The sequence below is a fragment of the Streptomyces sp. 7R007 genome (genome assembly GCF_054850255.1).
This window is the reverse complement of sequence record NZ_JBTWMV010000001.1, coordinates 39,245-64,760: the sequence shown is the minus strand read 5'-3', so window position 1 is coordinate 64,760 and position 25,516 is coordinate 39,245. Positions and strand designations below refer to the sequence as shown.

General features: G+C 73.2%; 21 protein-coding genes. 10 read left to right on the top strand and 11 right to left on the bottom strand.

Features of this window, described 5'->3' with window-relative positions; all coding sequences use genetic code 11:
* Positions 1 to 107: 107 nt before the first annotated feature.
* A complete protein-coding gene (locus ACYF6T_RS00295; protein ID WP_461692384.1) occupies positions 108 to 938 on the bottom strand; it encodes an SAM-dependent methyltransferase in 831 nt (276 codons plus the stop codon).
* A gap of 157 nt (positions 939 to 1,095) precedes the next feature.
* On the opposite strand from ACYF6T_RS00295, the gene ACYF6T_RS00290 reads away from it, so the two are divergent.
* From ACYF6T_RS00290 to ACYF6T_RS00280, 3 genes are all read left to right on the top strand, one after another.
* The gene (locus ACYF6T_RS00290; RefSeq protein ID WP_461692382.1) at positions 1,096 to 2,274 is read left to right on the top strand and encodes a MalY/PatB family protein; all 1,179 of its coding nucleotides are present in this window, start codon (positions 1,096 to 1,098) and stop codon (positions 2,272 to 2,274) included.
* A gap of 408 nt (positions 2,275 to 2,682) precedes the next feature.
* Positions 2,683 to 3,441, top strand: coding sequence for a type 1 glutamine amidotransferase domain-containing protein (locus ACYF6T_RS00285; RefSeq protein ID WP_461692380.1), 759 nt, complete (start codon positions 2,683 to 2,685; stop codon positions 3,439 to 3,441).
* Between the two features lie 9 nt (positions 3,442 to 3,450).
* On the top strand, positions 3,451 to 3,840 hold the full coding sequence (locus tag ACYF6T_RS00280) for a PPOX class F420-dependent oxidoreductase (RefSeq protein ID WP_461692378.1): 390 nt from the start codon (positions 3,451 to 3,453) through the stop codon (positions 3,838 to 3,840).
* A gap of 44 nt (positions 3,841 to 3,884) precedes the next feature.
* Here ACYF6T_RS00280 and ACYF6T_RS00275 read toward each other — a convergent pair whose 3' ends face one another.
* Entirely contained in the window at positions 3,885 to 6,656 is a 2,772-nt protein-coding gene (locus ACYF6T_RS00275; RefSeq protein ID WP_461692377.1) for an alpha/beta hydrolase family protein, read from the bottom strand.
* Between the two features lie 174 nt (positions 6,657 to 6,830).
* Between ACYF6T_RS00275 and ACYF6T_RS00270 the strand changes: the two genes are divergently transcribed.
* Positions 6,831 to 8,177, top strand: a complete 1,347-nt coding sequence (locus ACYF6T_RS00270; RefSeq protein WP_461692375.1) for a Gfo/Idh/MocA family protein — start codon at positions 6,831 to 6,833, stop codon at positions 8,175 to 8,177.
* A complete protein-coding gene (gene paaI, locus ACYF6T_RS00265) occupies positions 8,174 to 8,611 on the top strand; it encodes a hydroxyphenylacetyl-CoA thioesterase PaaI (protein WP_461692373.1) in 438 nt (145 codons plus the stop codon). The genes ACYF6T_RS00270 and paaI overlap by 4 nt, the downstream gene beginning before the upstream one ends.
* Before the next feature lie 3 nt (positions 8,612 to 8,614).
* Here paaI and ACYF6T_RS00260 read toward each other — a convergent pair whose 3' ends face one another.
* Together ACYF6T_RS00260 and ACYF6T_RS00255 are read right to left on the bottom strand one after the other, a co-directional pair.
* Positions 8,615 to 9,028, bottom strand: coding sequence for a Zn-ribbon domain-containing OB-fold protein (locus ACYF6T_RS00260; protein WP_461692372.1), 414 nt, complete (start codon positions 9,026 to 9,028; stop codon positions 8,615 to 8,617).
* A 154-nt stretch (positions 9,029 to 9,182) separates the two neighbouring features.
* Entirely contained in the window at positions 9,183 to 9,851 is a 669-nt protein-coding gene (locus ACYF6T_RS00255; RefSeq protein ID WP_461693214.1) for a TetR family transcriptional regulator, read from the bottom strand.
* Positions 9,852 to 10,066: 215 nt separating this feature from the next.
* Here ACYF6T_RS00255 and ACYF6T_RS00250 point away from each other — a divergent pair, with 215 nt between their 5' ends.
* Positions 10,067 to 10,738 carry a peptidoglycan-binding domain-containing protein gene (locus tag ACYF6T_RS00250; protein ID WP_461692370.1) on the top strand — a complete coding sequence of 224 codons (672 nt, stop codon included), beginning with the start codon at positions 10,067 to 10,069 and terminating at the stop codon, positions 10,736 to 10,738.
* An 84-nt stretch (positions 10,739 to 10,822) separates the two neighbouring features.
* Here ACYF6T_RS00250 and ACYF6T_RS00245 read toward each other — a convergent pair whose 3' ends face one another.
* The 7 genes from ACYF6T_RS00245 to ACYF6T_RS00215 all read right to left on the bottom strand — a co-directional run bounded on the left by ACYF6T_RS00245 (position 10,823) and on the right by ACYF6T_RS00215 (position 20,557).
* On the bottom strand, positions 10,823 to 13,204 hold the full coding sequence (locus tag ACYF6T_RS00245; RefSeq protein WP_461692369.1) for a SpoIIE family protein phosphatase: 2,382 nt from the start codon (positions 13,202 to 13,204) through the stop codon (positions 10,823 to 10,825).
* A 111-nt stretch (positions 13,205 to 13,315) separates the two neighbouring features.
* Complete coding sequence (locus ACYF6T_RS00240) at positions 13,316 to 13,882, bottom strand: antibiotic biosynthesis monooxygenase (RefSeq protein WP_461692368.1); 567 nt, start codon at positions 13,880 to 13,882, stop codon at positions 13,316 to 13,318.
* A 71-nt stretch (positions 13,883 to 13,953) separates the two neighbouring features.
* On the bottom strand, positions 13,954 to 14,328 hold the full coding sequence (locus tag ACYF6T_RS00235; protein ID WP_461692366.1) for a hypothetical protein: 375 nt from the start codon (positions 14,326 to 14,328) through the stop codon (positions 13,954 to 13,956).
* Between the two features lie 405 nt (positions 14,329 to 14,733).
* Complete coding sequence (locus tag ACYF6T_RS00230; protein ID WP_461692364.1) at positions 14,734 to 15,681, bottom strand: MurR/RpiR family transcriptional regulator; 948 nt, start codon at positions 15,679 to 15,681, stop codon at positions 14,734 to 14,736.
* 100 nt (positions 15,682 to 15,781) lie between these two features.
* On the bottom strand, positions 15,782 to 17,464 hold the full coding sequence (locus tag ACYF6T_RS00225; RefSeq protein ID WP_461692362.1) for an ArnT family glycosyltransferase: 1,683 nt from the start codon (positions 17,462 to 17,464) through the stop codon (positions 15,782 to 15,784).
* A 93-nt stretch (positions 17,465 to 17,557) separates the two neighbouring features.
* A complete protein-coding gene (locus ACYF6T_RS00220; protein ID WP_461692360.1) occupies positions 17,558 to 19,465 on the bottom strand; it encodes a phosphatase PAP2 family protein in 1,908 nt (635 codons plus the stop codon).
* Between the two features lie 192 nt (positions 19,466 to 19,657).
* On the bottom strand, positions 19,658 to 20,557 hold the full coding sequence (locus tag ACYF6T_RS00215) for an N-acetylglucosamine kinase (RefSeq protein WP_461692358.1): 900 nt from the start codon (positions 20,555 to 20,557) through the stop codon (positions 19,658 to 19,660).
* Between the two features lie 263 nt (positions 20,558 to 20,820).
* Between ACYF6T_RS00215 and ACYF6T_RS00210 the strand changes: the two genes are divergently transcribed.
* The 4 genes from ACYF6T_RS00210 (at position 20,821) to ACYF6T_RS00195 (ending at position 25,511) form a co-directional block, all read left to right on the top strand.
* Positions 20,821 to 21,969, top strand: a complete 1,149-nt coding sequence (locus ACYF6T_RS00210) for an ROK family transcriptional regulator (protein ID WP_461692357.1) — start codon at positions 20,821 to 20,823, stop codon at positions 21,967 to 21,969.
* A gap of 286 nt (positions 21,970 to 22,255) precedes the next feature.
* Positions 22,256 to 23,584 carry an ABC transporter substrate-binding protein gene (locus ACYF6T_RS00205; protein ID WP_461692355.1) on the top strand — a complete coding sequence of 443 codons (1,329 nt, stop codon included), beginning with the start codon at positions 22,256 to 22,258 and terminating at the stop codon, positions 23,582 to 23,584.
* A gap of 116 nt (positions 23,585 to 23,700) precedes the next feature.
* On the top strand, positions 23,701 to 24,612 hold the full coding sequence (locus tag ACYF6T_RS00200; RefSeq protein WP_461692353.1) for a carbohydrate ABC transporter permease: 912 nt from the start codon (positions 23,701 to 23,703) through the stop codon (positions 24,610 to 24,612).
* Entirely contained in the window at positions 24,609 to 25,511 is a 903-nt protein-coding gene (locus tag ACYF6T_RS00195) for a carbohydrate ABC transporter permease (RefSeq protein ID WP_461692352.1), read from the top strand. The genes ACYF6T_RS00200 and ACYF6T_RS00195 overlap by 4 nt, the downstream gene beginning before the upstream one ends.
* Positions 25,512 to 25,516 lie beyond the last annotated feature (5 nt).

Below are 25,516 nucleotides of genomic sequence, written 5' to 3'. Positions count from 1 at the left end.
ACCCCGAGCAGCGCGGTGGCGTCGACACCGCGGAGCGCTCCGGTCGTCGAGCGCCCTCTGTCCATACGTGGCCGGGCACCCTCGTGTTCACCGCACGCGTGATCGCCTCACCGCTTGCGGCCCACCCCGCCGTGGATCGCCACCGGCCGCGGCTCGGCCCCGCCCGTGCGCTCGGCCCGCCAGCGCGAGCAGGACACCACACCCGGCTCCAGCAGCTCCAGACCGTCGAAGAACCGGGCGACGGCCGCGGGGGAGCGCTGGGTCAGCCGCGGTGTGCCGTGCTCGTTCCAGAACCGCACCGCCGCGTCCACCTCCGGCATCTCCGGATCGGTGACCGTGTGCGAGAGCACCAGGTGACTGCCGGTCGGCAGCGCGTCCATCAGCCGCCGCACGATGCCGTAGGGGTCCTCGTCGTCGCCGACGAAGATGACCACGCCGAGCAGCATCAGGGCGACGGGGCGCGTGAAGTCCAGGGTGGCCGCGGCCCGTTCGAGGATCGCGTCCACGTTGCGCAGGTCCTCGTCGAGATGGTCGGTACGGCCCTCGGGGGTGCTGGTGAGCAGGGCGCGGGCGTGGGCCAGGACGAGCGGGTCGTTGTCGACGTAGACCACGCGGGCCTCCGGCGCGTGCCGCTGGGCGACCTCGTGCGTGTTGTCGGCCGTGGGCAGCCCGGTGCCGATGTCGAGGAACTGCCGGACGCCCGCCTCGGTGACGAGATGGCGTACGGCACGGCACAGGAACCGGCGGTCGGCCCGGGCGTACTCGTCGATGTCCGGGTGGAGTTCGCGGATGCGGTCGCCGGCCACCCGGTCCACCTCGTAGTAGTCACCGCCGCCCAGCCAGTAGTTCCAGATCCGGGCCGTGTGCGGCCGCACCGTGTTGATGCGTCTGCGCAGCGTGGCGGCGGGATCTTCGGTGGCTGCCGGGTGCTCCGTCACGGGGTGGCTCCAGGAAGAGGTAACTGGTTACGGCGACAACCGGCAATGTAAACGGCCGAGTTGACCTCTGCCGAGAGCCCGGCGCGAGTGATCTCCGCCGGCCCCCGCGGGTCCGCGTCGTTCCAGGTCACGCCGCCGCTCCCTTATCTTGTGCCCCATGACCAGCATCCCGCGCGACCCGTCCGGAGAACCGAACCCGCTGCGCGTCCTGACCCTGGACCGCCTGCGATGTCGTACGAGCATGAAATGGCGCACCTACCCGGCCGACGTACTGCCGCTGTGGGTGGCGGAGATGGACGTCCCCCTCGCCGAACCCGTCGTCCGCGCCGTCACCGAGGCCCTCGCGCTCGGGGACACCGGCTACCCCGCCGGCACCGCCTACGCCGAGGCCCTCGCCGCCTTCGCCGACAAACGCTGGGGCTGGGACGGCCTGGCGGTGGAGCGCACGGCGATCGTGCCCGACGTGATGCTCGGCGTGGTCGAGATGATCAGACTGGTCACCGGGCCCGGCGAGGCGGTGATCGTGAATCCGCCGGTGTATCCGCCGTTCTTCCAGTTCGTCGAGCACATGGACCGGCAGGTGGTCGAGGCCCCGCTCGGCGCCGACCTGCGCCTGGACCTCGGCACGCTGGAGGACGCGTTCGCGCGGGCCGTGGCGGGCGGGCGCCGGGCGGCCTACCTGCTGTGCAGCCCGCACAACCCCACCGGTACGGTCCACACCGCGGCGGAGCTGGCCGCCGTGGCCGCGCTTGCCGACCGGTACGGCGTGCGTGTGGTGGCCGACGAGATCCACGCCCCGCTCACCGCTCCCGGCGTCGGCTTCGTGCCCTACCTCAGCGTGCCCGGCGCCGAGAGCGGTCTGTCGCTGATGTCCGCGTCCAAGGCGTGGAACCTCGCGGGGCTCAAGGCCGCCGTCGCCGTCGCGGGCCCCGCGGCCGCGGCCGACCTCGACCGGCTGCCCGAGGAGGTCGGGCACGGGCCCAGCCACGTCGGCGTGATCGCCCACACCGCCGCCCTGCGCGACGGCACCGCCTGGCTCGACGCGCTGCTCGCCGGTCTCGACGACAACCGGCGCCTGCTGAGCGACCTGCTCGCCGAGCACCTCCCCGCCGTCGGCCACCGGCCCGGCGAGGCCACCTACCTCGCCTGGCTCGACTGCCGCGCGCTCGGCCTCGGCGACGATCCGGCGCACGCCTTCCTGGAACGCGGCCGGGTGGCGCTGAACTCCGGGCTCCCCTTCGGCACCGGCGGGGCGGGCCACACCCGCCTGAACCTCGCGACCTCACCCGAGGTGCTCACCGAGGCGGTACGACGCATGGCAACCGCACTGGACTGAGGCGAGCACGCGGCGGGCTGACGGGCGGGGGTGCCGTGAGCCGTGGTGAGCAGGCCGACGGTGACGGGAGCGGGGTGGGTCAGCCGAGGGGTGACGCAAGCCGCGACGGCTTGAATGAGGGGACCCCACGAGCCGAGGCGGGTCGACCGCGACGGCACGGGCCGGGACTGGGCGACCCGAGCCGAGGTGAGTCGAGACGGGCTGGCGGGTGGAGTGGGGGCGACGCGCGCCGAGGTGGCTTGGCTTGGGGTGAGGCGAGTGAGGTGGTTGAGCGGCAGGGCTAGCGGGGTCGGGGCGGGTGGGCCGGGGATGACGCGCGCCGAGGTGGGCTGGCTCAAGGGGTGTCGGGGTCGGGTGGGGTGGGTGGTGGGATGTCGTGGGTGCGTGGTGCTCCGGCAGGATGGCGGTATGCGTGTGCTGATGCCGCTCCCCGATCGCGACTTCGACGTCACCGAGGTCGCCGTGCCCTGGCGGCTGCTCACCGACGCCGGTCACGAGGTCGTGTTCGCCACCGAGCGCGCCGGCACCCGGCCCGCCGCCGACCCGCGGCTGCTGACCGGCGTCCTGTTCGGACGACTCGGTGCCGAGGACGAGCCCAAGCGGTTCTACGCCGAGCTCACGGCGGCGCCGGAGTTCACCGCCACCGTCGCCTGGGCCGACGTGGACGTGACGGCGTACGACGGCCTGCTGCTGCCCGGCGGGCACGCGCCCGGCATGCGGCAGTACCTCGGCTCCGCCGCACTGCACCGGCAGGTCGCGCGGTTCTGGGCGCTGGACCGTCCGGTCGGCGCCATCTGCCACGGCGTCCTGGTCCTCGCCCGCGCCCGGGACCCGGCCACCGGCCGCAGCGTCCTCGCGGACCGCCGTACGACCTGTCTGCCCAAGTACATGGAACGCACGGCCTACCTGGCCACCGCCTGGCGCCTCGGCCGCTACTACCGCACCTACCCCGCCTACGTCGAGGACGAGGTGCGCGCCGCCCTGGCCGCCCCGGACACGCGGTTCGAGCGCGGCCCCCGGGTGCTCACCCGGCGCGGCACGGCCGCCGACGACACGCACGCCTTCGTCGTCCAGGACGGCCGGTACGTGTCGGCGCGCTGGCCGGGCGACGCGTACCTGTTCGCCCGGCGCTTCCTTGATCTTCTGCGGGACGCCGGGGGTGCCTAGACTTCCGGCATGGACGACACGTCGCTGGAGCGGCTCGGCGAGGGCAAGTACCTGCTGGTCACGAGCTACCGAAAGAACGGCACTCCGGTCGCCACACCGGTGTGGGTGGTCCGCGACGGCGACACGCTCGGCGTGTGGACCGCCGCCGACTCCTGGAAGGTGAAGCGGATCCGGGCCCGCGGCGAGGTCCTGGTCGGCCCCTGCGACCTGCGCGGCAACCCCACCGGCCACCAGGTGCCCGCCCTCGCGGAGATCGCCGACGAGGAGACGGCCGCCCGCTACCGCCGGCTGATCGCCCGCAAGTACGGCGTTCTCGGCCGCCTCACACTCCTCGGCAGCCGTCTGCGCCGGGGCCTGAAGGGCACCGTGGGCATCCGGGTGACGCTCCGGCCCGAATGAGCCGGAGCGTCACCGCCGGACGCACGCCTGGTACTCCGGCAGCCCTAGGACGCGTCCAGCACCGTGCCGTCGAGCACCGCCCCGCCCGGCACCGGGGTGCCGAAGTCGTCGGCCAGCTGGAACCGCACGGACTCGGCCGGCTCCGTCACCTGGTCGGTGACCGTCGGCAGACTCACCTCCGCGCTCAGCTGCCCGACGGGCACATACGCCCACTGGGTGAGGTACTTGACCTGGGACAACGGGCGCTCGGGGTCCGGCTTCCCGCCCGAGGAGTAGTCCAGCCAGTCGGGGTCGACGTCCTTGGTGGACAGCTCCGGCCCGTCGGTCACCGGCACGACGGCGAAGATCAGTCCGAGGTCCACGTCCGCCGCCTCGGACAGGGACACCTTCCACTGCAGGGCCTGTCCTTCGGTGACCCGCCCGGCGACCGGCGTCACGGTCACCGCGGGCATCGGATCGTCGTTCTGCACGGTGATCCCGCCCCGGTAGGAGCCGACGACGGCGCCGCGCACGGCCTTGACGACGACGGCGTCGTCCACGTCGTAGGCGAAGCGCGTGTTGCCCTTCACATCCACCGCCACGTCGATGTCATGGCCGCCCGGATGCACCGTGACCAGGCGTTCCGTCGCCTTCCCGGTGTCCGGGTCGAGCACGTAGACCCGCACCTGCCCGCTGCCGTGCCCGGACACCGTCACCGGCACGTGGTAGGTGCGTACACCCGAGTCGCCCTCCTTGACCGTCATCCGGCCGACGTCGACCCGCGGCAGCGCGGCCTCCCGGACCGCCGGAGTGCCGGCCCGCCAGCCCCAGGCATCCATCAGCCAGGCCTGTCCGGTGCCTGAACGGGGGGTCAGCTCAAGGGACTCGACATGCCTGAGATCCACCCCGGCCCGGGCCGCGGCCGTGAGCGGGACGCGCAGCTCGCGCGCCCAGTACGAGGCCGTCCGTTCGGTGCCCGGCAGCCCGTCGACGGTGATCCGGCCGAGTGCGGCCCGCTTCCCGTGGGCGTCGGTCAGCGCCACGTCGAACCGGGTGCCGGTCGAGTTCGGCGGCACGAACACGCGCAGCGCGAGGTGGGTGGAGGTGCCGAGGGAGACGGGCGCGGCGGGCCGCAGCGTCGCGGCGTGTCCGGCCGACGACCACGACAGGGCCACCGCGCGGCGGCCCACCTCACGGTCGGTCTCCCACTGCGCGAAGTGCGGTGAGGCGCCCTTCGCGCCGGAGTCCAGGCAGGCCGCGTGCGGGTCGGGGTCCACCGCCGCGCACAGCCGCGCGCCGGTCACCGTGACCTTGCCGTCCGGCAGGAAGCCGCCGGTGCGCCGGGCGCCGACGGCGTGCGTGAGCACGCGCGCGGGGTCGGCCGAGGGTGCCCGCCGGCCCGAGCCGTCGAGCAGCGGGCGTACCCGGTCGTCCCCGGTGACGAACAGCCGGGCCGCGGCGGCGATGTAGGTGCTGCCGGCCTTGTGCTGCTGGTCCGCGGTCAGCCGGGTCGCCGTGCCCGGGGAGCAGACCGGGTCGCGCTGCTCGGGGTCGTCGTAGAAGTCGTCGTCGGACGGCGCCTGGGACTGCCCCGGGGTCCACTCGGTGTTGAAGAAGTTGTGGTCGGCACCGACGACGTACACGGCGCTGTGCAGGGCGGCGCTGCGGCTGACCGCGCGGGTGCCGTCGACGTACACCTCGCCCTGGAGGTCGGAGACGTCGCCGTCGCAGCCCGGCAGGATCGTCGCCGACGGCACGTCCGCGACCGGGTTCTGGCCGAAGATCGTCGGGCCGATCAGGACGGTGCCGCGGATGTGCCAGCGCACCGCGCCGTGGTAGCCGTCCCTGGCGGCGGGCGGCGGGTAGAGACTGTCCAGCGCGGCCCGGTTGACGCCCTCGCCGCCGCGGGAGTGTCCGACGAGCAGGACGCGGGAGAGGTCGGCCGGCGGCGCGTTCCGTACGGCCGCGGGGGCCGAGGCGGGGTGGGCGGCCCAGTCGGCCCAGTGGGCCAGGTGCTGCCGGATGAGGGAGGAGCGGGCCTGCGCGCCGCCGTCCTCGGCGGCCCAGTCCTGGCCGTTGACGCCGTTGGCGGAGATCGACACGGTCACATAGCCCTGGGAGGCCAGGAGCCGCTGGTCGCGCAGGTAGCCGCGGTAGCTCGGGATCGGCTTCGTGCCCGGCGGGCAGGGCCAGTCGCCGGTGACGTCGTCGCCCTTGTAGCAGGTGGAGTGACGGCCGTGCAGGAACAGGGCGAGCGGGCGGTGACCGGTGGCGCCCTTGGGGGCGACGACCACGGCACGCATCTCGACCGGTTCGGGGAAGTCGGGCAGCTTCACCGGGTCGAGGTCGTACTCGCCGGTGGTGGTGGAGTAGCGGCCGGGCGTGCCCGGGTCGACGGAGTTCGCCGGGAGCGGGGCGGGCGGCTGGGCCACCGACGCGCCCACCCGGGACCGCGAGATCTCCGGGCGGCCCGCGGCGTCCAACTGCCGCCCGCCGGCGCGTACCTGAAGCTCCGTCAACTGATGTACGTTCTGCGGGAGTTCCAGCCGGAACGTCCGGCCGTCCTTCCCCGGGAGCGGGTGGCCGAGCAGCCGGCCGCCCGCGTAGAAGTCCACGCGCGCGTCGCCCATCGGCACCGGTGCGGTCGAGCGCCACACCAACTGCCGGGTGTCGCCGTCGCCGGCGATCCGCCAGCCCGGCGGCAGACCGCCGTGACCGTCGGCCGCCGCGGACGCTCTGGCGCCGGGCGGCTGTGCCGCCTGCGCCAGCCCTGGCGATCCCCCCGCCACCGCGAGCAGCACCGCGGCGGTCACCCCTATTCGCCGGGCACGGTTCAAGGTTGCCCTCCTCAAGTTCCGGACACTCGGGCCCCGTTGGTCAGCAGGGCCCCTCGCGTCTCACAGGACGGAATGCGGAGTCTGTGGGTTGCCTGTGCCGGTGGACGGGTGCGTGGCGATCAGGTCACGTCCGGGTCCGGCATGGGCGCCCGCAGCGCGGGAAAGGTCACCCGAATGAGCCGAACCCCGTTGCGCGCCGCCGTCGTCGGCACCGGCCACCGCGCCCAGACCTTCGTCCGCGGCCTCGCCGAACGCCCCGGCCACCGCGTCGCCGCCCTGTGCGACGTGAGCCCGACCCGGATGGCCTTCCACAACCGCCTGCTGGCCGCCGCCGGTGAGCCACCCGCGAGCCAGTGGGAGCCCGACCGCTTCGCCGACCTGCTCGCCAAGGAGGACATCGACGAGGTCGTCGTCACCACCGTCGACGTCGAGCACGACCGCTACATCGTCCCGGCGCTGCACGCCGGGTGCCGGGTCGTCACCGAGAAGCCGATGACCGTCGACGCGGCCCGCTGCGCCCGCATCCTCGACACGGTCCGCGAGACCGGCAACTCCCTGACCGTGGCCTTCAACTACCGCTTCAACCCGGTGCACGAGAAGGTGCGCGCGCTGCTGGCCGACGGCGCGATCGGCGAGATCCTCTCCGTCCACTTCGAGTGGCTGCTCGACACCCGGCACGGCGCCGACTACTTCCGCCGCTGGCACCGGGAGAAGCACAACAGCGGCGGCCTGATGGTGCACAAGTCGAGCCACCACTTCGACCTGGTCAACTGGTGGCTCGCCGACGAACCCGAGGAGGTGTTCGGCTACGGACGGCTCGGCTTCTACGGCCGTGCGGCGGGCGAACGCCACGGGCTGCGCCGGGAGTACGAGCGCGCCCACGGCGCCGGAGCGGCCGCCGACGACCCCTTCGCCCTCGACCTCGCGGCCAACGACACCCTGCGCGCCCTCTACCTGGACGCCGAGCCGGACGACGGGTACCAGCGCGACCGCAACGTCTTCGGCGACGCGATCACCATCGAGGACGACATGGCGGTCCTCGTGCGGTATGCGCGCGGGGCGACGATGACGTACCACCTCACCGCCTACTCCCCGTGGGAGGGCTACCGGATCGCGTTCAACGGCAGCGCCGGCCGGCTGGAACTGGAGGTCGAGGAGAGCACCTGGGCCCCGCCGCGCACCCGGGCCGCCTCGGACAGCGGCGCGGTGCACGGGGACACGGCCGCGGAGCACGCGGGCGGCACCCGGCTCACGCTGCGCCCGCTGTGGCAGCCGCCCCGGGACATCCCGCTCGCCACGGCCCACGAAGCCCACGGCGGGGGAGACCCGCGCATGCTGGACGCCCTGTTCGGCCCCGTCGACGACAGCCGGCCGGCGGCCGCCGAGGGGGCGGGGCATCCCACGGCGACCGAACGCGACGGCGCGCTCGCCCTGGCCGTCGGGCTCGCGGCCAACCGGTGCTTCGAGACCAGGCGGCCGGTGGGCGTGCGGGAGGTGGTGCCCGGAGCATGGAGGGCATGACACACGAGGACGGCGGGGCGCCGGACGCCGTGCGGCGGATGTTCGACGCCGACCGGGCGGCGGCGCGCCTGGGTGTGGAACTCCTGGAGTACGGCACGGGCCGGGCCGTGGTGCGGATGACGGTGCGGGCCGACATGCTCAACGGGCACGGCATCGCTCACGGCGGATGCGTGTTCCTGCTCGCCGACACGGCGTTCGCGTGCGCCTGCAACAGCCACGGCCCGGTGACCGTCGCGGCCGGCGCCGACGTCCACTTCGTGGCGCCCGCCCGCGAGGGGGACGTCCTGACGGCCGTGGCCGAGGAGCGGGTCCTGGCCGGGCGAAGCGGGATCTACGACGTGACGGTACGGCGGGACGGCGAGGTCGTCGCCGAGTTCCGCGGACGCAGCCGGACCCTGCGCACGGACGGCACCGGGCGGGGTGCGGGGGAGTGAGGATCAGGTCCAGGCGCGGAAGGGCTCGTCGATAAGCTGGAAGACGGGCTCGCCGCGGACCGGGTCCTTGGCGGTGGACAGCCGTACGCGGTCGCCGCTGTGGATGCCGATCGGCGGGCCCATGACCCGGCCGCGGACGACGAACCCCTCGGCCATCTCCACCAGCGACACGTTGCGCGCGGCGGGGGTGTTGCGGTGCACCACCGTGGAGTGGCGGACCGTGCCCACGCCCTCGCTGCGCTCCGTGCGCAGGTCGCTGCCCTGGCAGACCGGACACAGCAGCCGGTGGTACATGGCCGTGCCGCACCAGGTGCAGCGCTGGAAGAGGATGGCCTCCGAGTCCCTGGTCGCCGGATCGAGCACGCCCGTCGCCGAGCCGGCTGCCGGACGGGCCACGTTTCCTGAGTGCTGGTACACGCTGCTCAACTCCCTGCGCTCGGCCGGAATCCCGCGTGCGCGGAGGACCGGGCACGCATGCGCGGTGCGCCGTGCCACCGTGCACGCCCTCAATGTATGGCACTGAGTGTCACGCGTAAAGGCACTGCGTACCCTCAATTTCGGCCGACGCGGGTCAGTCCGTCTCCAGGGCGTTCTCGATCCGCTGGACCACCCGCCACAGCGGTGCCCCGCGCCGGGAGACGACCACCACCACGTCGTCCTCCTCCTCGCCGGCGGGCGGCGCCGAGGACGTCCCGAACGCCGACTGGACATAGCCCAGCGCGTGGTCCAGGGCGGCACTCGCGTCGCCCTGTCCGTCCGAGCGCAGCCAGGAGCGCAGGGCGTTGTTGTGCGCCGCCGCCACCGCCGCCGCGATCACGTCCGCGTGCAGGGTGCCGTCGGGGCGGCCCGCGAGCCGGCCGCGCAGGTACTCGGCGAAGGCGCGCTCGTAGCGCCACACCACCGACAGCTCGTAGGCGCGCAGCCCCGGCACCTTCTTGGTCAGGCGGTAGCGCTGGACGGAGAAGGTCGGGTTCTCGGTGTACATGCGCAGCACGATCCGGACCGCGTCGCACACCCGCTGCAGCGGCTCGTCCGCGTCGGTGCTCTCGGCGAGGTAGGCCGTCATCTCGGCCAGGCACCGCTCGTGGTCGGGGAAGACCACGTCCTCCTTGGAGGGGAAGTAGCGGAAGAACGAGCGCCGTCCGACGCCGGCGAGCGCCACGATGTCGTCCACCGTCGTCTGCTCGTAGCCCCGCTCCAGGAACAGCTGGAAGGCCGCCGCCACCAGGGCGTCGCGCATGGCAGGCCGCGCGGCCGCCGGCTCCGTCTTCATGGACCGGAACGTAGCATCCGGAGGGCGTCGATGGCACTCGGTGCTGGTCCTGCGGGGAACTCGGTTCCCTCCCCGTCGATCGTCCGCCGGGGGCCGGGTCGGCTGAACTCCCGGACGCGGGTGCCCGTATCACTCACCGGGGGATGGCGGACGGCCCCGTCACGGGGCGGAAGGAGAGCACTGTGCCCACACCGCCCGATTCCGGGTCACCGCACGACCGGCTGCCGCTGGAGCCCATCCGCGTCCTGCGCCCGCGCCGCACCGACGCGCTGGCGGAGCTGTTCCGGGAGATGGAGCAGGGCACCGCCGAGTTCGAGCCCGTCGCCGTCGCCGACCCGTGGTCCTGGGACGAGGGCGAGACCCAGGAACTCCCGCCCGTGCGCGCCGACGACCCGAATCCGCCGCCCGCACAGGGCGCCTTCGGCTTCGGCCCGGGACTGCGCCGTGCCGCGGTGGTCGTCGCCGTGGCCGCGGCGGCCCTGGTCGGTTTCGTCTGCGCCCTCCTGATCGCCGCCCGGCACGACGGCACGACGGCCCGCACTCCCGCCGCGAGCGCGACCGCCTCCGCCGCGCCGGCCCCGACCACCGCGGCGGCCGGCCCCGCAGACCCCGACGGCGCCGGCACCCTGCGCGAGGGCGACAGCGGACCCGAGGTGAGCGCCATGCAGCAGCGTCTGCTCCAGATCCCCGACGTCTATCAGAACGGATCCACCGACGGCCATTACGACGCCACCCTCAAGGAGGCGGTGGCCCGCTTCCAGCTCTGGTACGGCATCCGCGGCGACGAGACCGGCGTCTACGGCAACGACACGCGCCAGGCACTGGAGTCGCGCACCACGTCCGGCACCGGCTGAGGTGGGATCGGGGCCGCCGTACGACGGATTCCGCCCGTGACGACCCTGGGTGCCGGCGCCATCGCGGCGACGAGGGACGGCGGCTCACCCGGCGGCGGGCGGCACCCGGATGTCCACCACGCAGACGTCGTCGCGGTTCTCCTCGTCCAGCACCGCGGACAGCAGCCGTCCCAGGGATCCGGGGCCGTCGGTGTGGTGGGTGACGACCGCCTCGGCCAGGCGCGTCAGCCCCCGGTCGACCCCCTCGGTCGGCCGCTCGACCAGGCCGTCCGTGTACAGCATGAGACGGTCGCCCGGCTCCAGACGGCACTCCGCCTCCTGGAAGACGGGCGTGGGGCTCGCCCCCAGGAGCATGCCGCCGGGGCGGTCGAGGTAGCGGACCTCGCCGGCGCGCAGGAGCAGCGGCGGCGGATGCCCGGCCTGGGCCCACACCAGCCGCCGCTCGGCGGGGCTGTACCGGGCGAGGACGAGGGTCGCCGTGCGGTGCAGGTCGCGGGAGTGCAGCAGCAGGGCGTTGAGCCGGGCGAGGGCGCCGGTCAGGGAGGAGCCCGTGATGACCATGCCCTTGGCGGTGAAGCGCAGCTGGGCCATCGTGGCGACGGCGTCGATGCCGTGCCCGGCGACGTCGCCGACCACGAACAGGGCGTCTCCGTCGGGCAGTTCGATGGCGCTGAACCAGTCGCCGCCGACGTGGATGCCCGACTGGGCGGGCAGGTAGGCGACTTCGACGCGCAGTCCGGCGAGGGTGACGGGCCGGGTCGGCAGGGGCAGCAGGGCGTGTTGCAGCCGTCCGGCCAGGGTGCGTTCGGCGGTCAGGACGTCGTGCTGGGTGAGGGCGGCCCGCTCGCTCTCGACCAGGGCGAGTTCGGCGCTGCGCTGTGCGGTCAGGTCCTGGACGACCCCGTGGACCTCGACGGCGATGCCGTGGGAGTCCGGCACGGTCTCGGCGACGATCCGCAGATGCCGCACTCCCCGCGGGGTGCGCACGCGGAAGGGGACGTCGAACGGCTTGCCCTCGCCCACCAGATGCCCGATGGCCCGGGTCAGCGCGGGCATGTCCTCGGGCAGGGCGAGGTCGGGGAGCCGTACGAGATCCACCGGGCCGTCCTCGGGGTCCCGGCCGACCAGGGCGAAGACGTGGGAGGACCAACTGGCCTCGTGTGTACGGAGGTTCCAGGTCGCCCAGCCCACATTGCCCAGCCGCTGGACGTCCGCCAGCCGCTGCTCCTGGAGGTCGGAGGGGCTCTGCCGCAGCCAGGTGACGATCAGGCCGTCGCCCAGCCGGGCCGCCCGCACCACGTAGGTGGACAGCCCGGCGACGCCGTCCGCGACCTCCTGGTGCGCGAACGGCTCGCTGCGGTACGGCTGTCCGTGGGCGAGCGTCTGCTCGAACCCCTGCCGCAGCGGCTCGCCCGTCAGGGCCGGGCAGCACTCGCGCAGCCAGCGGCCGACCGGATCGGCGCCGTCCCGGCCGATCACCTCCACGGCCTGTGCGGTCGCCGCGTCGATCCGGTAGTCCTCGACCTCACCGGACTCCGCGCGCAGCGGGGTGAGCAGCACCGACGCCACGGGCAGAGCCTGGAACACGGCCTGTACGGCGTCCAGGACGGGGTCGGTGCCGGTGCGCCGCGGCCGGCCCGCCACGTCACGCAGCCGGCCCCCGCACATCCGGGCGACGGTCAGCAGCCGGGCCCGCGCGGTCTCGTCGAACGGCTCGGCCCGGGCGCGCAGGATGCCGATGCACACGTCACCGGCACCGCCGAGCGGCACCGGCAGCCAGGCCCGGGAGCGCCACCGCGTGGGCGGGTCACCGATCAGCAGGAACCGGCGCCGGTCCGCCTCGGTGTCCTCCAGCCAGCGCGGGTCGCCCGAGCGCAGCGCGTCCAGCGCGGCGATGCCGCTGAGCGGGGGCACCTGGTGCCACTGTCCGGCCAGCGTGTCGTCGATGCCGGCGTGCCCGACCAGTTCCAGGCCCCCGGCGGGCAGCCAGGCGAAGATCATCACCGCGTCGGCGTCCAGCTCCTCGGGGAGCTGCTCCAGCAGGCACCGGGCGAGGTCCTGCGGGGTGGCGACGTGCAGCAGTTCCTTGGCGAGCGGTCCGAGAGCCGGGGTGCCGTCGCCGTCGGCGGGGTCGCGGTAGGGGGAGGCCGCCGCGTCGGCGGGCTCGCCGGGGCCGGGCGCCGGTGCGCTCCGCAGGGGCGGTGCCAGGTCGGCGAGGGTGATCCAGCACTCCTCCAGCACGGTGCGGTGGGCGGCCCCGGCCCGTCGTTGCAGCAGCTCGCCGGCGCCGTCGGGGGAGCAGCCGGTGAGGGCCATCAGGGCGCCCTTGGCCCGTTCGAGCACGGCCGATGTCGCTGCCAGGTCCCGCAGCCGGTCCAGTTCGGCGCGTTGCCTGGCCACGACCTTGGCCAGCGCAGCCGTGTCGGGGGCACGGGACTGAGCTGGGCGGGCGGGCTCGCTCGTCACGCGACGAGCATGGCACACGGATCGCGGTTTGATCGCCCGGTTGCCTGCACGGTTTCCACCCGAAAGGGGTACGGGAGGGTCACGCGCCGTGCGTCCGGTGCCGCGCGACCGTCAGCGGTCGGGCGGGGGGTACAGCCACAACCGCAGCAGGCGGCTGAGCAGCGGCATGACCAGGAAGGTCAGGACGGGCAGCAGCACCAGCGGGAAGACGGCCGCGCGCAGCGGCAGTGGCCAGGCGGTGGTGTGCGGGGTGACGAGCCACTGGATGAGCAGGGTGAACGGATAGGCGCCGAGGAAGGTGGTGAGCGCCATCTTCCACCGGGGCGGCGACTGCACCGTGGTGCCCGGGAGGCTGAACCAGGTCTCCATCCCGGTCGTGGACTGCCGTTCGCTGCCGACCTCGGCGGCGACGCCGTCGATGCGGTCGTGCCAGGCGGCCCGCTCGTCGGACTCCAGCCACGAGGTGAGGCGGTGCGGATCGGACCAGCGCAGCACCGCGTGGTAGCGGTGGCCGTCCTCGGGGCGCAGCCAGGAGACGCCCTCGTTGCCCGGGAACCGTCTGGCGCAGCGGGTGATCCCGCGCGTCCACTCCTCGAACTCCTGCTCCCGGCCGGGACGCACCTGCCAGGTGAGGACCGTGGTGACCGGCTCGGCCTTGCGCAGCTGCGGGGTGCTCATGGTCACCACGGGTCCCACGCCAGGCACGGATCATGCGGCCGCGCGGACGGCGGGCCGTGGGGTGCGCCGGGTCAGCGGGCGGAGTCGACCAGGGCGTCGGTGACGGCGCGGACGCTGCGCGCGATGTGCTGGAGCTGGAGCACCTCGGCCGCGTACAGCTTGATGGTGTGCTCGATGACCGACTCCGGCAGTCCCAGCCGGGGCAGGTCGGCGCGGGCGGTCTGCAGGGCCGTGCGGGCGACCCGGATCTCCTGCTGGACCTGGATCTGGGCGTGGCGGGCGAGCAGCACGGGGTGGCGGATGAGGGCCGGGTAGCTGGCGTAGCGCGCCGGCACCAGCTCGCGCAGCCACTTGGCCGCGGACCGCTCCCAGTCGAAGGAGCCTGGCGTCTTGACCTGGCACGGCCAGTCCGGGCTGATGCGCGTCGTCGTCAGGGGCATGATCATCGCTTCCGGGGGTGCGGCGTCGTGAGGGGTGGTCCGACGGGGTCGGGCGGCCCCGGCCTAGGGGATGACCGGGGCCGCCACGGGCGCTCGCCGAGGCGAGACCCGAGCGAACACCCTGGGCGCCGACGCGGGTAGGTGACGGCGGCTTCGGGTGTCCGTGCAGGGGCCCGGGAAGGCGAGCGGCGTCCGTGCGGCGGGTGGTGCGGGGAGCGCATGGGCGGACCGTCGGCTTTCTGCGGGCGGATGCGGGGCAGGGACGGGGGTGCGGACCGTGTCCCGGGGGTGCCGGGTGCGATCCGTGAGAAGTATTTATATATGCCGTCTGGTTTGCAAGAAGCATGAAAACATTCATGCGCGATTTGGGGCGGAAGGTCCGGTTGTGAACAGGTTTGGCGGAGTGGGTGACTAGTCCCGGAGAAAGAACTGGTGCTGGTCGGAGATCTGCTCGTACTCCTCCAGCCGGGCCTGCGTGCGCTCCGGGTCGGCGTCGGTCATCGCCTGAAGCAGCGCCGCGGCCATCACCCCGGGCGCGGCGTAGGAGTCGAAGACCAGGCGGGAGCCGGTGCCGGTGGCGAAGGTGACGTCGGCCTCGTCGGCCACCGGCCCGAGCGCCAGATCGGTGACGAGGGCGACCTTGAGCCCCGCGCTGCGCGCGACCCGCACCGCCGTGAGCGTCTCCTGCGCGTGCCGCGGCATCGAGAACGCCAGCACCCAGGTGCCGCCCGCCTCGCGCGACTGCAGCAGCGCGTCGTAGGCGACGCTGCCGCCCCGCGTCACCAGCCGCACGTCCGGATGGATACGGCGTGCGGCGTAGGCGAAGTACTCCGCCAGCGAGGCGGAGATGCGCAGTCCCAGGATGGTCAGCGGCGTCGACGCCGACAGCTTGCGGCCGACGTCGATGACCTGGTCGGGGTCGGCGAAGTCGCGCCGCAGGTTCTCCAGGTTCTCGATCTCGGCGTCGACCGCCGCCTGGAGTTCGTTGCTGCCGTTCTCCTCGGCGGCGCCCGGCCCGCCGGCCAGCGTGCCCAGGGCGATCGACTGGAGCTTCTCGCGCAGCGCCGGGTAGCCGCTGAAGCCGACCGCGGCGGCGAACCGCGTCACCGACGGCTGGCTCACGCCGACCCGTTCGGCGAGGTCGGTGATGGACAGGAACGCCGCCTCGGTGATGTGCTCGATCAGGTACTGCGCGATGCGCCGCTGCCCCGGGGAGAGCCGGGGCCGGTCGAACAGGGTGCGGAGCTGGGAGGCCGGCGCCGCCTCGGCCTGGGGATCGGTCTTGCCCGAGGTGATCGCGGACGCCTGGGCGCGTGCCTGCTGCGGCGATGGCGCGGGTGCGCCTCCTTTGTCTCCCACAGTGCTTCAACATAGCTCACGCACTGTCGTGACCAGGGCTTGTAGGGCGGCCCGCCCCGGGCGGGCGACGGAAACACGGCCTGAGCACCGGCTCCTTGCGTCACCGGCGGTAGATCGTGATCGAGTGGCCGACCTCGTCGATCGGGCGGCTGCCGCGGATCAGCGCGGCCAGCCGTCCTCGCGCCTTGGCCACCGAGGAGTCCGACACCACCAGCAGCCCGCGCACCTGACGGGGGGCCACCTCGCGCGGGTCGGCGGCGTGGATGCCGTAGTACGACGGCACGCCGCTGCCCTTGTACACCAGCCAGACCCGCTCGCCCGGATACCGCTCGCGCAGCCGGCCGGCGAGGCGGCCGAGGTCCTGCCCCCAGTCCACGTTGGAGTCGTGCAGCCGCAGATGGGTCCGGGCCGGGCCGCCGAACGCCTCGTTGGAGTACGGCAGATAGTAGGGGAACGTCCGCACCGAGCTGACCGCGACGAACAGCGCCAGCGCGCCCGTCGCCCACGGCACCCACCGCCACCGCGCCACCAGCACACAACCCGCGGCCACCGCCAGGAACATGGGCACGAAGACGACGTAACGGGTCCCGAAGTCCCGTGCGCCGGTCATCGCCGCCGCCAGCAGGACGGCCGGCGGCAGGAGCACGTACGGCGCCGCCGGGCGCAGCCGCCGCACCGCCACCACGGCGACGGCGCCGGCCGCCCACAGGGCGAGCATGCCGAGCGGGGTCTTCACCAGCAGCGCGGCCGGCAGGTAGTACCACCGCGAGCCGGTGTAGAGATGGCCGAACAGGAAGCCCTGCCACGGGTAGTTCTCCAGGCCGAACTGCACCCGCATCCCGTCCCGGTAGGAGGCGGGGAACGGCAGCAGCCGCACCAGCAGCCCCTTCAGCCCGTGCACCGCAGGCACCTGCTGCCCGGGCGACCACCGCAGCCGCGGATCGACCACGAGATACGAGGCCCATACGACGGCGACGGCAACGCCCGCCAGGACGGCCGCACCCCCGGCCGCCCGCACCAGCGCCCTGCGCCGGCTCCCGTTCCCGCCCGCGTCGGCCCGCCACACCGACCACGCGGCCAGCGCCACCAGCACCGGCACACCCGCCAGCATGCTCATCTTGGTGGCCAGCGCGGCCCCGAGCGCCAGTCCGGCCGGCGGCACATAGCGGCGAGGGCGCCGGCGTGCCCGCCACAGCAGCCACGCCGACGTCAGCACGAACCCCGCGGACGGCACGTCGAGGGTGGCCAGCGAGCCCTGCGCGATCACGTCGGGGGAGAAGGCGTACAGAGCCAGGGCCACGAACGCGGCGGGGCCACCGGCGAGTTCGCGGGCGAAGGCGAACACCACGAGCCCGAACAGCAGCGTCAGCACGATCATCGGCAGCCGGGCCCAGAACATCACCCGCCAGGGGTCGTTGCCCGACTCGTACAGCAGATGCCGGCCGAACCCGCCCTGGTCGCCCTGGAAGGAGGTGTCGACGTGCGGGTGGGCGACGGCCACGCCGACGGCGATGACCAGTTTGCCGAGCGGCGGGTGCTCGGGGTTGTAGCGCACGCGGTGCTCGTGCAGGTAGTCCGCGGCGGTGGCGACGTAGACCGGCTCGTCGATCGTCGGTGTCTGCTGCACGGCGGTGGTGACCATCGCCGCGGCCATCTGGCCGAGCAGCAGCACGACGAGGAGCGGCACGAGCCATCGCCTGCGCACCGGCCCGGCGGCCGGGTCCCGGGCGTGGTCGCGGGGTGCGGCCGGTTCGAGGACCGCGTGCTGTTCGTGCGCCATCATCCGCCCCGCGGTGACGCCGGCCGCGCGGCGGCGGGAGCGAGCGTGAGCCTCCTCATGGCCCCACTGTCGCACCGGCTCCCGCCGCCGGGGGTGTCACCGCTTCACGAGTCGTACCGACAGACCTTCCGTCGTGTAGACGGGTACGGCGCGCAGCCGGTCGGAGTTCAGCTCCACCCGGTCGAACCGGCCCCGCAGCACCCGGGCCGACAGCACCCGCACCGTGCTGCCCGCGGCCGGCGGCTTCTCGGCGTCGAGATCCAGCGTCAGCACGCTGCCCATGCCCAGCAGCGCCTGCCGGGTCACCTCGATCGCGGGCTCGTGGCCGGAGCGCAGCGTCACCGCCAGCGTCGCCGACTCCTGGGCGTACCCGCCGTGCACCTGCACCGGGCGGCGCACCGCCAGCGTGCCGCCGGCGACCCGCACCGCGCCGTGGCCCAGCGCGTGCGAGGAGGCGGCGACCAGCGTGCCGTCCTGCACCACGGTGCCGCCCGTGTACGTGTTGTGGCCGGTCAGGGTCAGCGTGCCGGTGCCCCGCTTGGTCAGGCCGCCGGCGCCGTCGATGTCGTTGCGCCAGCTGTCGGCCGCGCCGAAGCTGCCCGCCGCGGCGTCCAGCGTCACGGTCACGTCGGAGTCGAAGGCGCCGTAGCCGTCCGCCGCGGTGAACAGGTCGAGGCGGCCCCACTGCTCGAACCCGTCCAGCAGCACGTATCCCGAGGGCAGCGCCGTCGTGCGCAGCACCTCGCGCCGCTGCTCGGCGCTCAGGTACGGCTGCCGGGTCTCCAGCAGCACCTCGGCGCCCTTGGGCACGGTCAGCGGCACGCTGCGGCCGTGCCGGGTGAGCACGTATGTCAGCTTGGGCGCCACCAGACGGGCGTTGGCGTCCCGGTCGGCGTAGGCGTCCCCGGTGGCCGGGTGGGCGTAGCCGAACAGGGTGTCGGCGGTGGTGCCGGTCTGCTGCGTGAAGTAGGCCAGTGCCTGGGCGCGGGCGGCGGCCTTGAGGCCGGCGTTGGCCGGGTCGGCGAGGGTGGCGGCGGCCAGGGCGGTGGCCATGACCCGGCCGCCGATCACGTCGACGGTGGAGTGCATGCCGGCCACGATCCGGGTGTGGCTGAGCTCGAAGGCGCGGGTCACCAGCTCCTGGAACCGCTCGGGCACGGCGTAGGCGAACGCCAGGCACGCCAGGTGGAAGGCGTTGGTGTGGCCGCTGGGGAAGCCGCCGTCGTCCGTGGGGGAGGTGCTGCGCTGACGCAGCAGCTGGGGCGCGACGACCACCTGGGAGTCGTAGACGGGGTAGCCGAGCGCGTCCGTGCGGCCGGTGTCGACGACCTGGCTGTCCTCGTTCATGCGCCACGGGCGCGGGTACTGGTAGGCGTACTTGGCCGGGTTGCCGGAGGCGTACGGGCCGCGCACGGTGTCGACGAGCTCGGCGACCTTGCCCAGCGCGGAGTCGTGGGAGCCGGCGCCGAGCGCGGAGCCGGCCGGGGCGTCGGCGGGCACGGCGTCGCTGATGGTGGTGGCGGGCGTGCCGTCGGGGGCGCTGGTGATGGAGGTGACCGCCTGGGCGCCCGCCTTGTAGAGGCCGGCCAGCGGGCCGAGGCCCGCGATCATGGCGTAGCTCTGGTGCTGGCGGTCGTAGAGGAACGCCTCCTTCGCCTGGGCGGCCGTGCGCGCGGCGGTGATCCGGGCGCAGTAGCGCATGTTGGCGCGCAGTACGTCGGGCTTGAGCGGTGTGCCGGTGTTCCAGGCGCCGCCGGTCTTCCACACCTCGGCGAAGCCGCCGAGGACGCGCACCACCGCGTTGGTCTCGGGCGTGAGGTTCGCCGTGACGTTGGTCTTGTAGTCGTCGACGAACGCGGCCGGCGCCGAGGCGGCCTTGGCGTCCGCGGCGCCCAGCCAGGAGGCGAGGGTCGGCGCGGCCAGCACACCGGCCGAGGCGCCCAGGGAGGTCTTGAGGAAGCCGCGTCGGTTGACGGCGGGACGGGCGTCCGCTGCTGACGGCATGCGTGTGCCTCTCTTCGGTTCGCGCGGCCCTGTGGCCGGGCGGCGGGTGGCGGGGGTTCGACGGGCGTGCGGGACGGTGCGTGTCCGGTGCGTCCCGTGGTGTTCGAGCGAAGATCTACGGCCGGGGCCTGACCCGTCGGCGAGGGGTCGGCGACCCGCGCATGGCGCGCGGGTGAACGCGCAGCCGGCGGTTCACAGGATCGAACGGGCCAGCGCCACCGCGCCGTTGACCGGCGGCACGCGCAGGGGCCGGGCCCGCGCGCCGGGCAGCGAGGCGGCGAGCGCGGAGGTGAACGCCTCGTACAGCGAGGGCTGGGCGAGGATCGTGCCGCCGGCGACGACGACGTCGTCCACGGCGGCCCCGCGGGCGGCGAGCCGTTCGACGAGCGCGGTCAGCGAGCGGCCGGCCTCGGCGATCACCGTGCGGGCGAGGGCGGAGCCGGCCTCGGCGGCGACGAAGACGACGGGCGCGTGCCGGCCCCACTCGGCGGAGACGTCCGTGGCGCCCTCCAACGCGGCGCCCAGGGCGGGTACTTCGGAGACGCCGAAGGAGTCGAGCAGGCCCAGCGCCAGCTGGTCGGGAGCCTCGCCGCGGTCGTGCGCAGTCCAGGCGGCCCGCGCCGCCTCGCGGACCAGACCGGCCGCTCCGCCCTCGTCGCCGAGGACCGCGCCCCAGCCGCCGACCTGGAGGGGGGAGCCGTCGGGCAGCCGGCCCACCGCGACCGATCCGGTGCCGGCGACGAGCCCGACGCCCTTGGCCAACCCGGCGGCGGGCACGAGGAGTTCGGCGTCGCCGACCACGAGCGCGGGCGCGTCGAAGTGGAGGTGCAGGGCGGTGCGTATCTGCGTGCACTGGCGCGGGGTCTCGCACGCGTGCCCGCCCACGGCCAGGGCCGACGGGCGCGTGCTCGCGGGCAGGGCTTCGGCGACCAGCGCGGCCAGCCAGCCGGCGGCGGCCACGGGGTCGTGCGGCCGCCAGCCGGCACTGCTGCGGACGTGGTCGGCGACCAGGGTGTCGCCCGCGAGGGCACGCAGATGGGTCTTGGTGCCGCCCACGTCGATGCCGACCCAAAGGGGCGCGGGGTGCTGCACGGATCCTCTTTCGTCGTTGCGCGAGGGCTGCGACGGCGGGCGAACCGGGCTGGTGGAAGGGTGTGTTGCGGGACTCGGGAGGCCCCGGGACGGACCTCTGGGCGGAGCACGGCAGGCGAGTACCGTGTACTTCGTTAGGAAGTTAACTAACGAAGTACAGTGCGTCAAGAGTCGGCGCGCACCGGATGGGCGCGCAGGACGCCAGGGCATCCCATCGCCGCCTTCCGCGAGGCACCTCCGCGCGGAAGCGCAGCCTCTGACCCATGGGGGAATCTGTGGAATACGACGTGGCGGAAGCCCCCCGCCTCACGGAGAGCGCGAGCGCCGTGTTCGCCGTGCTGGCGCGGGCCGGCAGCGCGACCCGGCCCCAGCTCGCGAGCCTCGCGGGCCTGTCCAAGCCGACGGTGTCCTCCGCCGTCGCGGAACTGGAGAGCGCCCGGCTGGCCACCCACTCCGGCACCGCCTCCAGCGGCACGGGCCGCTCCGCCGCCGTCTACGGCCTCGGGCCGGCCGCCGGCGCCGTGCTCGCCGTCGACCTCGGCCCCGCCCTCACCCGGGTGCGGGGCTGCGCCCTCGACGGCACACTGCTCGCCGAGGCCACCGGCTCGCGTCCGCAGGCCGCGGACGTGGTGCGGGAGGCCCTTCGCGCGCTGCCGGCGAGCCTGCCGCTGCGCACCATCGTGGTGGCCGTCGGTGACGTCACCAGGGAAGGCACGGGGGTGCGCCCGGCCACCGCGAAGGGCGGGCCCGTCTTCGACGCGATGGCCGTCGCACTGCCCCCGGGCGTGCCCGTCCACCTGGAGAACAACGTCAACTGCGCCGCCCTGGCCGAGCTGCACGAGGGCGCCGCCCGTGGCCGCGACACCTTCGCCTACCTGCGCGTCGGCGTGGGCGTCGGCCTGGGCGTCGTCATCGGCGGCCACGTGCTGCGCGGGGCGAACGGCGCCGCCGGTGAGCTCGCCCGGCTGCCCTACCCGTGGGACGAGGGCCGCGAGCCGCGCCGGGAGGCGCTGGAGGAGTACGTCGGCTCGCGCTCCCTGCTGCGCCGGGCCGCCCGGGCCTGGCGGGAGGCCGACGGACCCTGCCCGGTCACCGCGGAGCAGCTCTTCGCCCTCGCCGGGCAGGGCCGGGCCGCGGCCCGCGAGGTCGTCGGCCGGCACGCCGCCGACGTGGGCCGGCTGGCCGCCGCCGTGGCCGCCGTACTGGATCCCGGGCTGATCGTGCTGGGCGGCAGCACCGGCGCGGATCCGCAGCTCCTGCCCGGTGTGCGGGCCGAGCTAGGGCGGCTGAGCTGGCCCACCGAGGTCGTCAGCAGCACCGTCGGGGATCTCGGCACCGTCGTGGGCGCCGCGCGGCTCGCGGTCGCCCGTGGAGTCCAAACCGTGACCCAGGCCGCGCGGGCGAAGGATTGACGGGTTCCGACTCGGTCTGCCAATGTCCGGACAAGCGCTTTCTAAGTCGGCCGGGACGCCGGCTTGGGTGGGCGTCCCGGCCGTACGCGACGTACGGCAGCCGCACGAGGGCGTGCTTGTGCGACGACGGCCCTCAGGGCCGGGGATCCCACCCGTCGAGGAGCGATGCGGCCGGGCGAGGCCGCCACCCCCGGAAAGCGAAATTTCCTGCAAAATGCACCCGTGCCGCCTTCGTCGGCGCCGTGCTCCGTCCCCTATGACCCCCTCTGACGAAAAGGGATCGAAGATGACCAGTGTGGGTGTGCGGCGCTCCCGCCGACTCGGCCGCGGCGGCATACGTCGCCTTGTTCCCCTCGCTGCCGTTGCCACGGCAGGTGGCCTGCTGCTGACCGCCTGCGGGTCGGGGTCCAGCGCGGGCGGGACCTCCAAGTCGCTGACGTTCTGGATCTCCACGGTTCCGGGGCAGGACGCGGGCTGGAAGAAGATGGTGGCGCAGTACAAGAAGGAGACCGGCGTCAAGGTCAAGCTCGTCAACATCCCCTACGACGGCTACACGACGAAGCTGCACAACGCCGCGCAGGCGAACTCCCTGCCCGACGTGGCCGCCGTGCCGGCGCTGGACCCCATCTGGTCGAGCAAGCTGATCGACCTCAGCTCCATCGCCAACACCAAGAGCAACAACATCAACGCCAACTTCCTCGCCAAGGACTCGTCCGGGAAGGTGCTGTCGATCCCCTCGGACATCACCGCCTCCGGTCTGTTCATCAACAAGTCGCTGTTCGAGAAGGCCGGGGTCTCCTTCCCGACCTCGCCGCAGAAGACCTGGACCTGGACGGAGTTCATCAAGGCGGCGAACAAGGTCCGCGAGAAGACCGGCGCCAAGTACTCCCTGACGTTCGACCAGTCGCCCTCGCGCCTTCGCGCCATGGTGTACGAGATGGGCGGCAAGTACGTCCACGCGGACTCCTCCGGCACGTTCTCGGTGGACGCCGCGACCAAGAAGGCCGTGAACACCTTCGTCGGCTGGAACGACGACAAGACCATGCCGAAGTCGGTGTGGACCAGCGGCGCCGACCCGTCGGCGATGTTCCAGAGCGGTGACGTGGTCGCCTACTGGTCCGGCGTGTGGCAGGTCGCCGCCTTCTCCGAGAGCATCAAGAAGTTCGACTGGGCGAGCGTGCCGACCCCCGCCGAGCCGGTGCAGGCCAGTGACGTCAACAGCGGCGGCATGATGGTCGGGTTCAACAACAACGGCGCCGCGGCCACCGCCGCGAAGAAGTTCATGTCCTGGCTGTACGAGCCGGCCCACTACACCCAGCTGTGCGCGGCCTCCGGGTTCCTGCCCGTCGAGAGCGGCCTGAGCCCGAAGTACCCCTTCACGTCCGACGCGGCGCAGGCGGCGTTCAAGCTGTACAACGAGGAGATCCCGCTCTACGCCCCGATCTCCGGCTACTTCAACAGCGCGCAGACGAACTGGGTGCTGAAGGGCAAGAGCCTCACCGAGGACCCGACCAAGACGGAGCTCGGCAAGGCGATCAACGGCCAGCAGTCGGCCGACAAGGCCCTGGAGAACATCGTGTCCGGCTACAACCAGCAGGTCGGCGGCGCGTCGTAGGCCACAGGGCCGGGCGGCGGGCCGACACCCCGCCGCCCGGCCCCCGGGCGCCCGCGTGATGCCGGGCCCTCGGCCCGAGCCCACAGCAACCATTCCACCAGCACGGAGTCAGGAAGATGACACAACGCGCCTCGGCCCTGTCCGCGAGCCCGCCCAGGAGACGCAGCAAGTACGTTCTCGCGCCGCTCGTCCTCATCGCGGCCAATGTCGTGCTCTTCGCGCTGTTCTTCGTCTGGCCGGCGGTGATCGGGCTCGTCTACTCCTTCACCGACTACACGGGCGTGGGGGCGTTCCGGTTCATCGGACTGGACAACTACCACAACCTGTTCGGGGACTCCACGTTCTACGACGCGCTGACGCGGACGCTGCTGTACGCCGTGCTGTTCGTGCCGCTGAACTTCGCGCTCGCGCTGGCCGCCGCCAACCTGGTGGTCAGCAAGCACGCCAAGGGCACGTCGGTCGCCCGCGTCATCTTCTTCATCCCGTGGCTGCTGTCGCCCATCGTCGTGGGCGTGCTGTGGCGGTGGCTGTTCGGCGAGAACTTCGGACTGGTCAACTACGTCATCGAGAAGCTCGGCGGCAGTGCCGTGCCCTGGCAGTCGAACGCGGACCTGTCCCTGCTGGTGGTCGTGATGGCCGCCTCCTGGGCCTGGACCGGTTTCTCGATGCTGCTGTTCATAGCGGCGATCAAGAACGTGCCCACCTCGTACTACGAGGCGGCCGCTCTCGACGGAGCGGGCCCCTGGCGGCAGTTCGTGAGCATCACCCTGCCGAGCATCGCGCCGACGTCGTTCATCGTCATCCTGCTCAACACGATCAACGCGATGAAGGAGTACCCGGTGTTCGTCGCCCTCAACAACGGCGGACCCGGCACGTCCAACAACCTGCTCGTCCAGTACATCTACGAAACCGGCTTCAAACGGGGGCAGATCGGCTACGCGAGCGCCGCGTCGTTCGTGCTCATGCTCATCCTGATGGCCGTCGCGGTCATCCAGCTGATCGTCAACCGGCGGGTGGAGAACCGATGACAACCACAGACATGCCTCGCAAGGTCGACGCCGGTCCCGGACGGGCCGTCTCCAAGCAGCGACCCCGCAGAGCCGGCAGCGGCGGGCTCAGGCGGGCGGTGTCCGCGACGACCCTGCTGTGGCTCCTCGCCTGCCTCTACGGGCTGCCGGTGCTGTGGTTCATCCTCAGCTCCCTCAAACCGGCCTCGGACCTGTTCTCGTATCCGCTGACGCTGGTCCCGCACCACCCCACCCTGTCGGGTTACCTGACCGCCTGGCGCAGCGCCAACTTCTCCCAGTACTTCGTCAACACGACCATCGTGTGCGTGATCACGACGATCCTGACGGTGGGCGTCAGCTGCTGCACCGGCTACGCGCTGGCCAAGTACGACAACAAGTGGCTCAAGGCGTTCTTCCTCTGCATCCTGGCCACCACGATGCTGCCCTCCGAGGTCATGCTCGCCCCGGAGTTCCTGGTCGTGCGCAACCTCGGCCTCTACAACTCCTTCGCGGGCATCATCCTGCCGGCCGTGCTCACCGCGACCGGCTGCTTCATGTTCCGCCAGTTCTTCCTGACGGTCCCCGACGAACTGGTGGAAGCCGCGCGCATCGACGGCGCCCGCGAACTGTCGATCTTCCTGCGGATCATGGTGCCGCTGTCCCGGCCCATCATGCTGACCCTGGCCATCCTGTCCTTCCAGTGGCGGTGGAACGACTACATCTGGCCGCTGCTGATGCTCAACGATCCCACCAAGTTCACCGTGCAGATCGGCATCCAGAGCATCGTCGGCGCGCAGAACATCAACTGGTCGGTCCTGCTGGGCGCGTCGGTCATCTCCATGATCCCGCTGATCGTCATCTTCCTGGTCTTCCAGCGCTACGTCATGGGCGCCGACATCAACGCCGGACTGAAGGACTGAAGGAC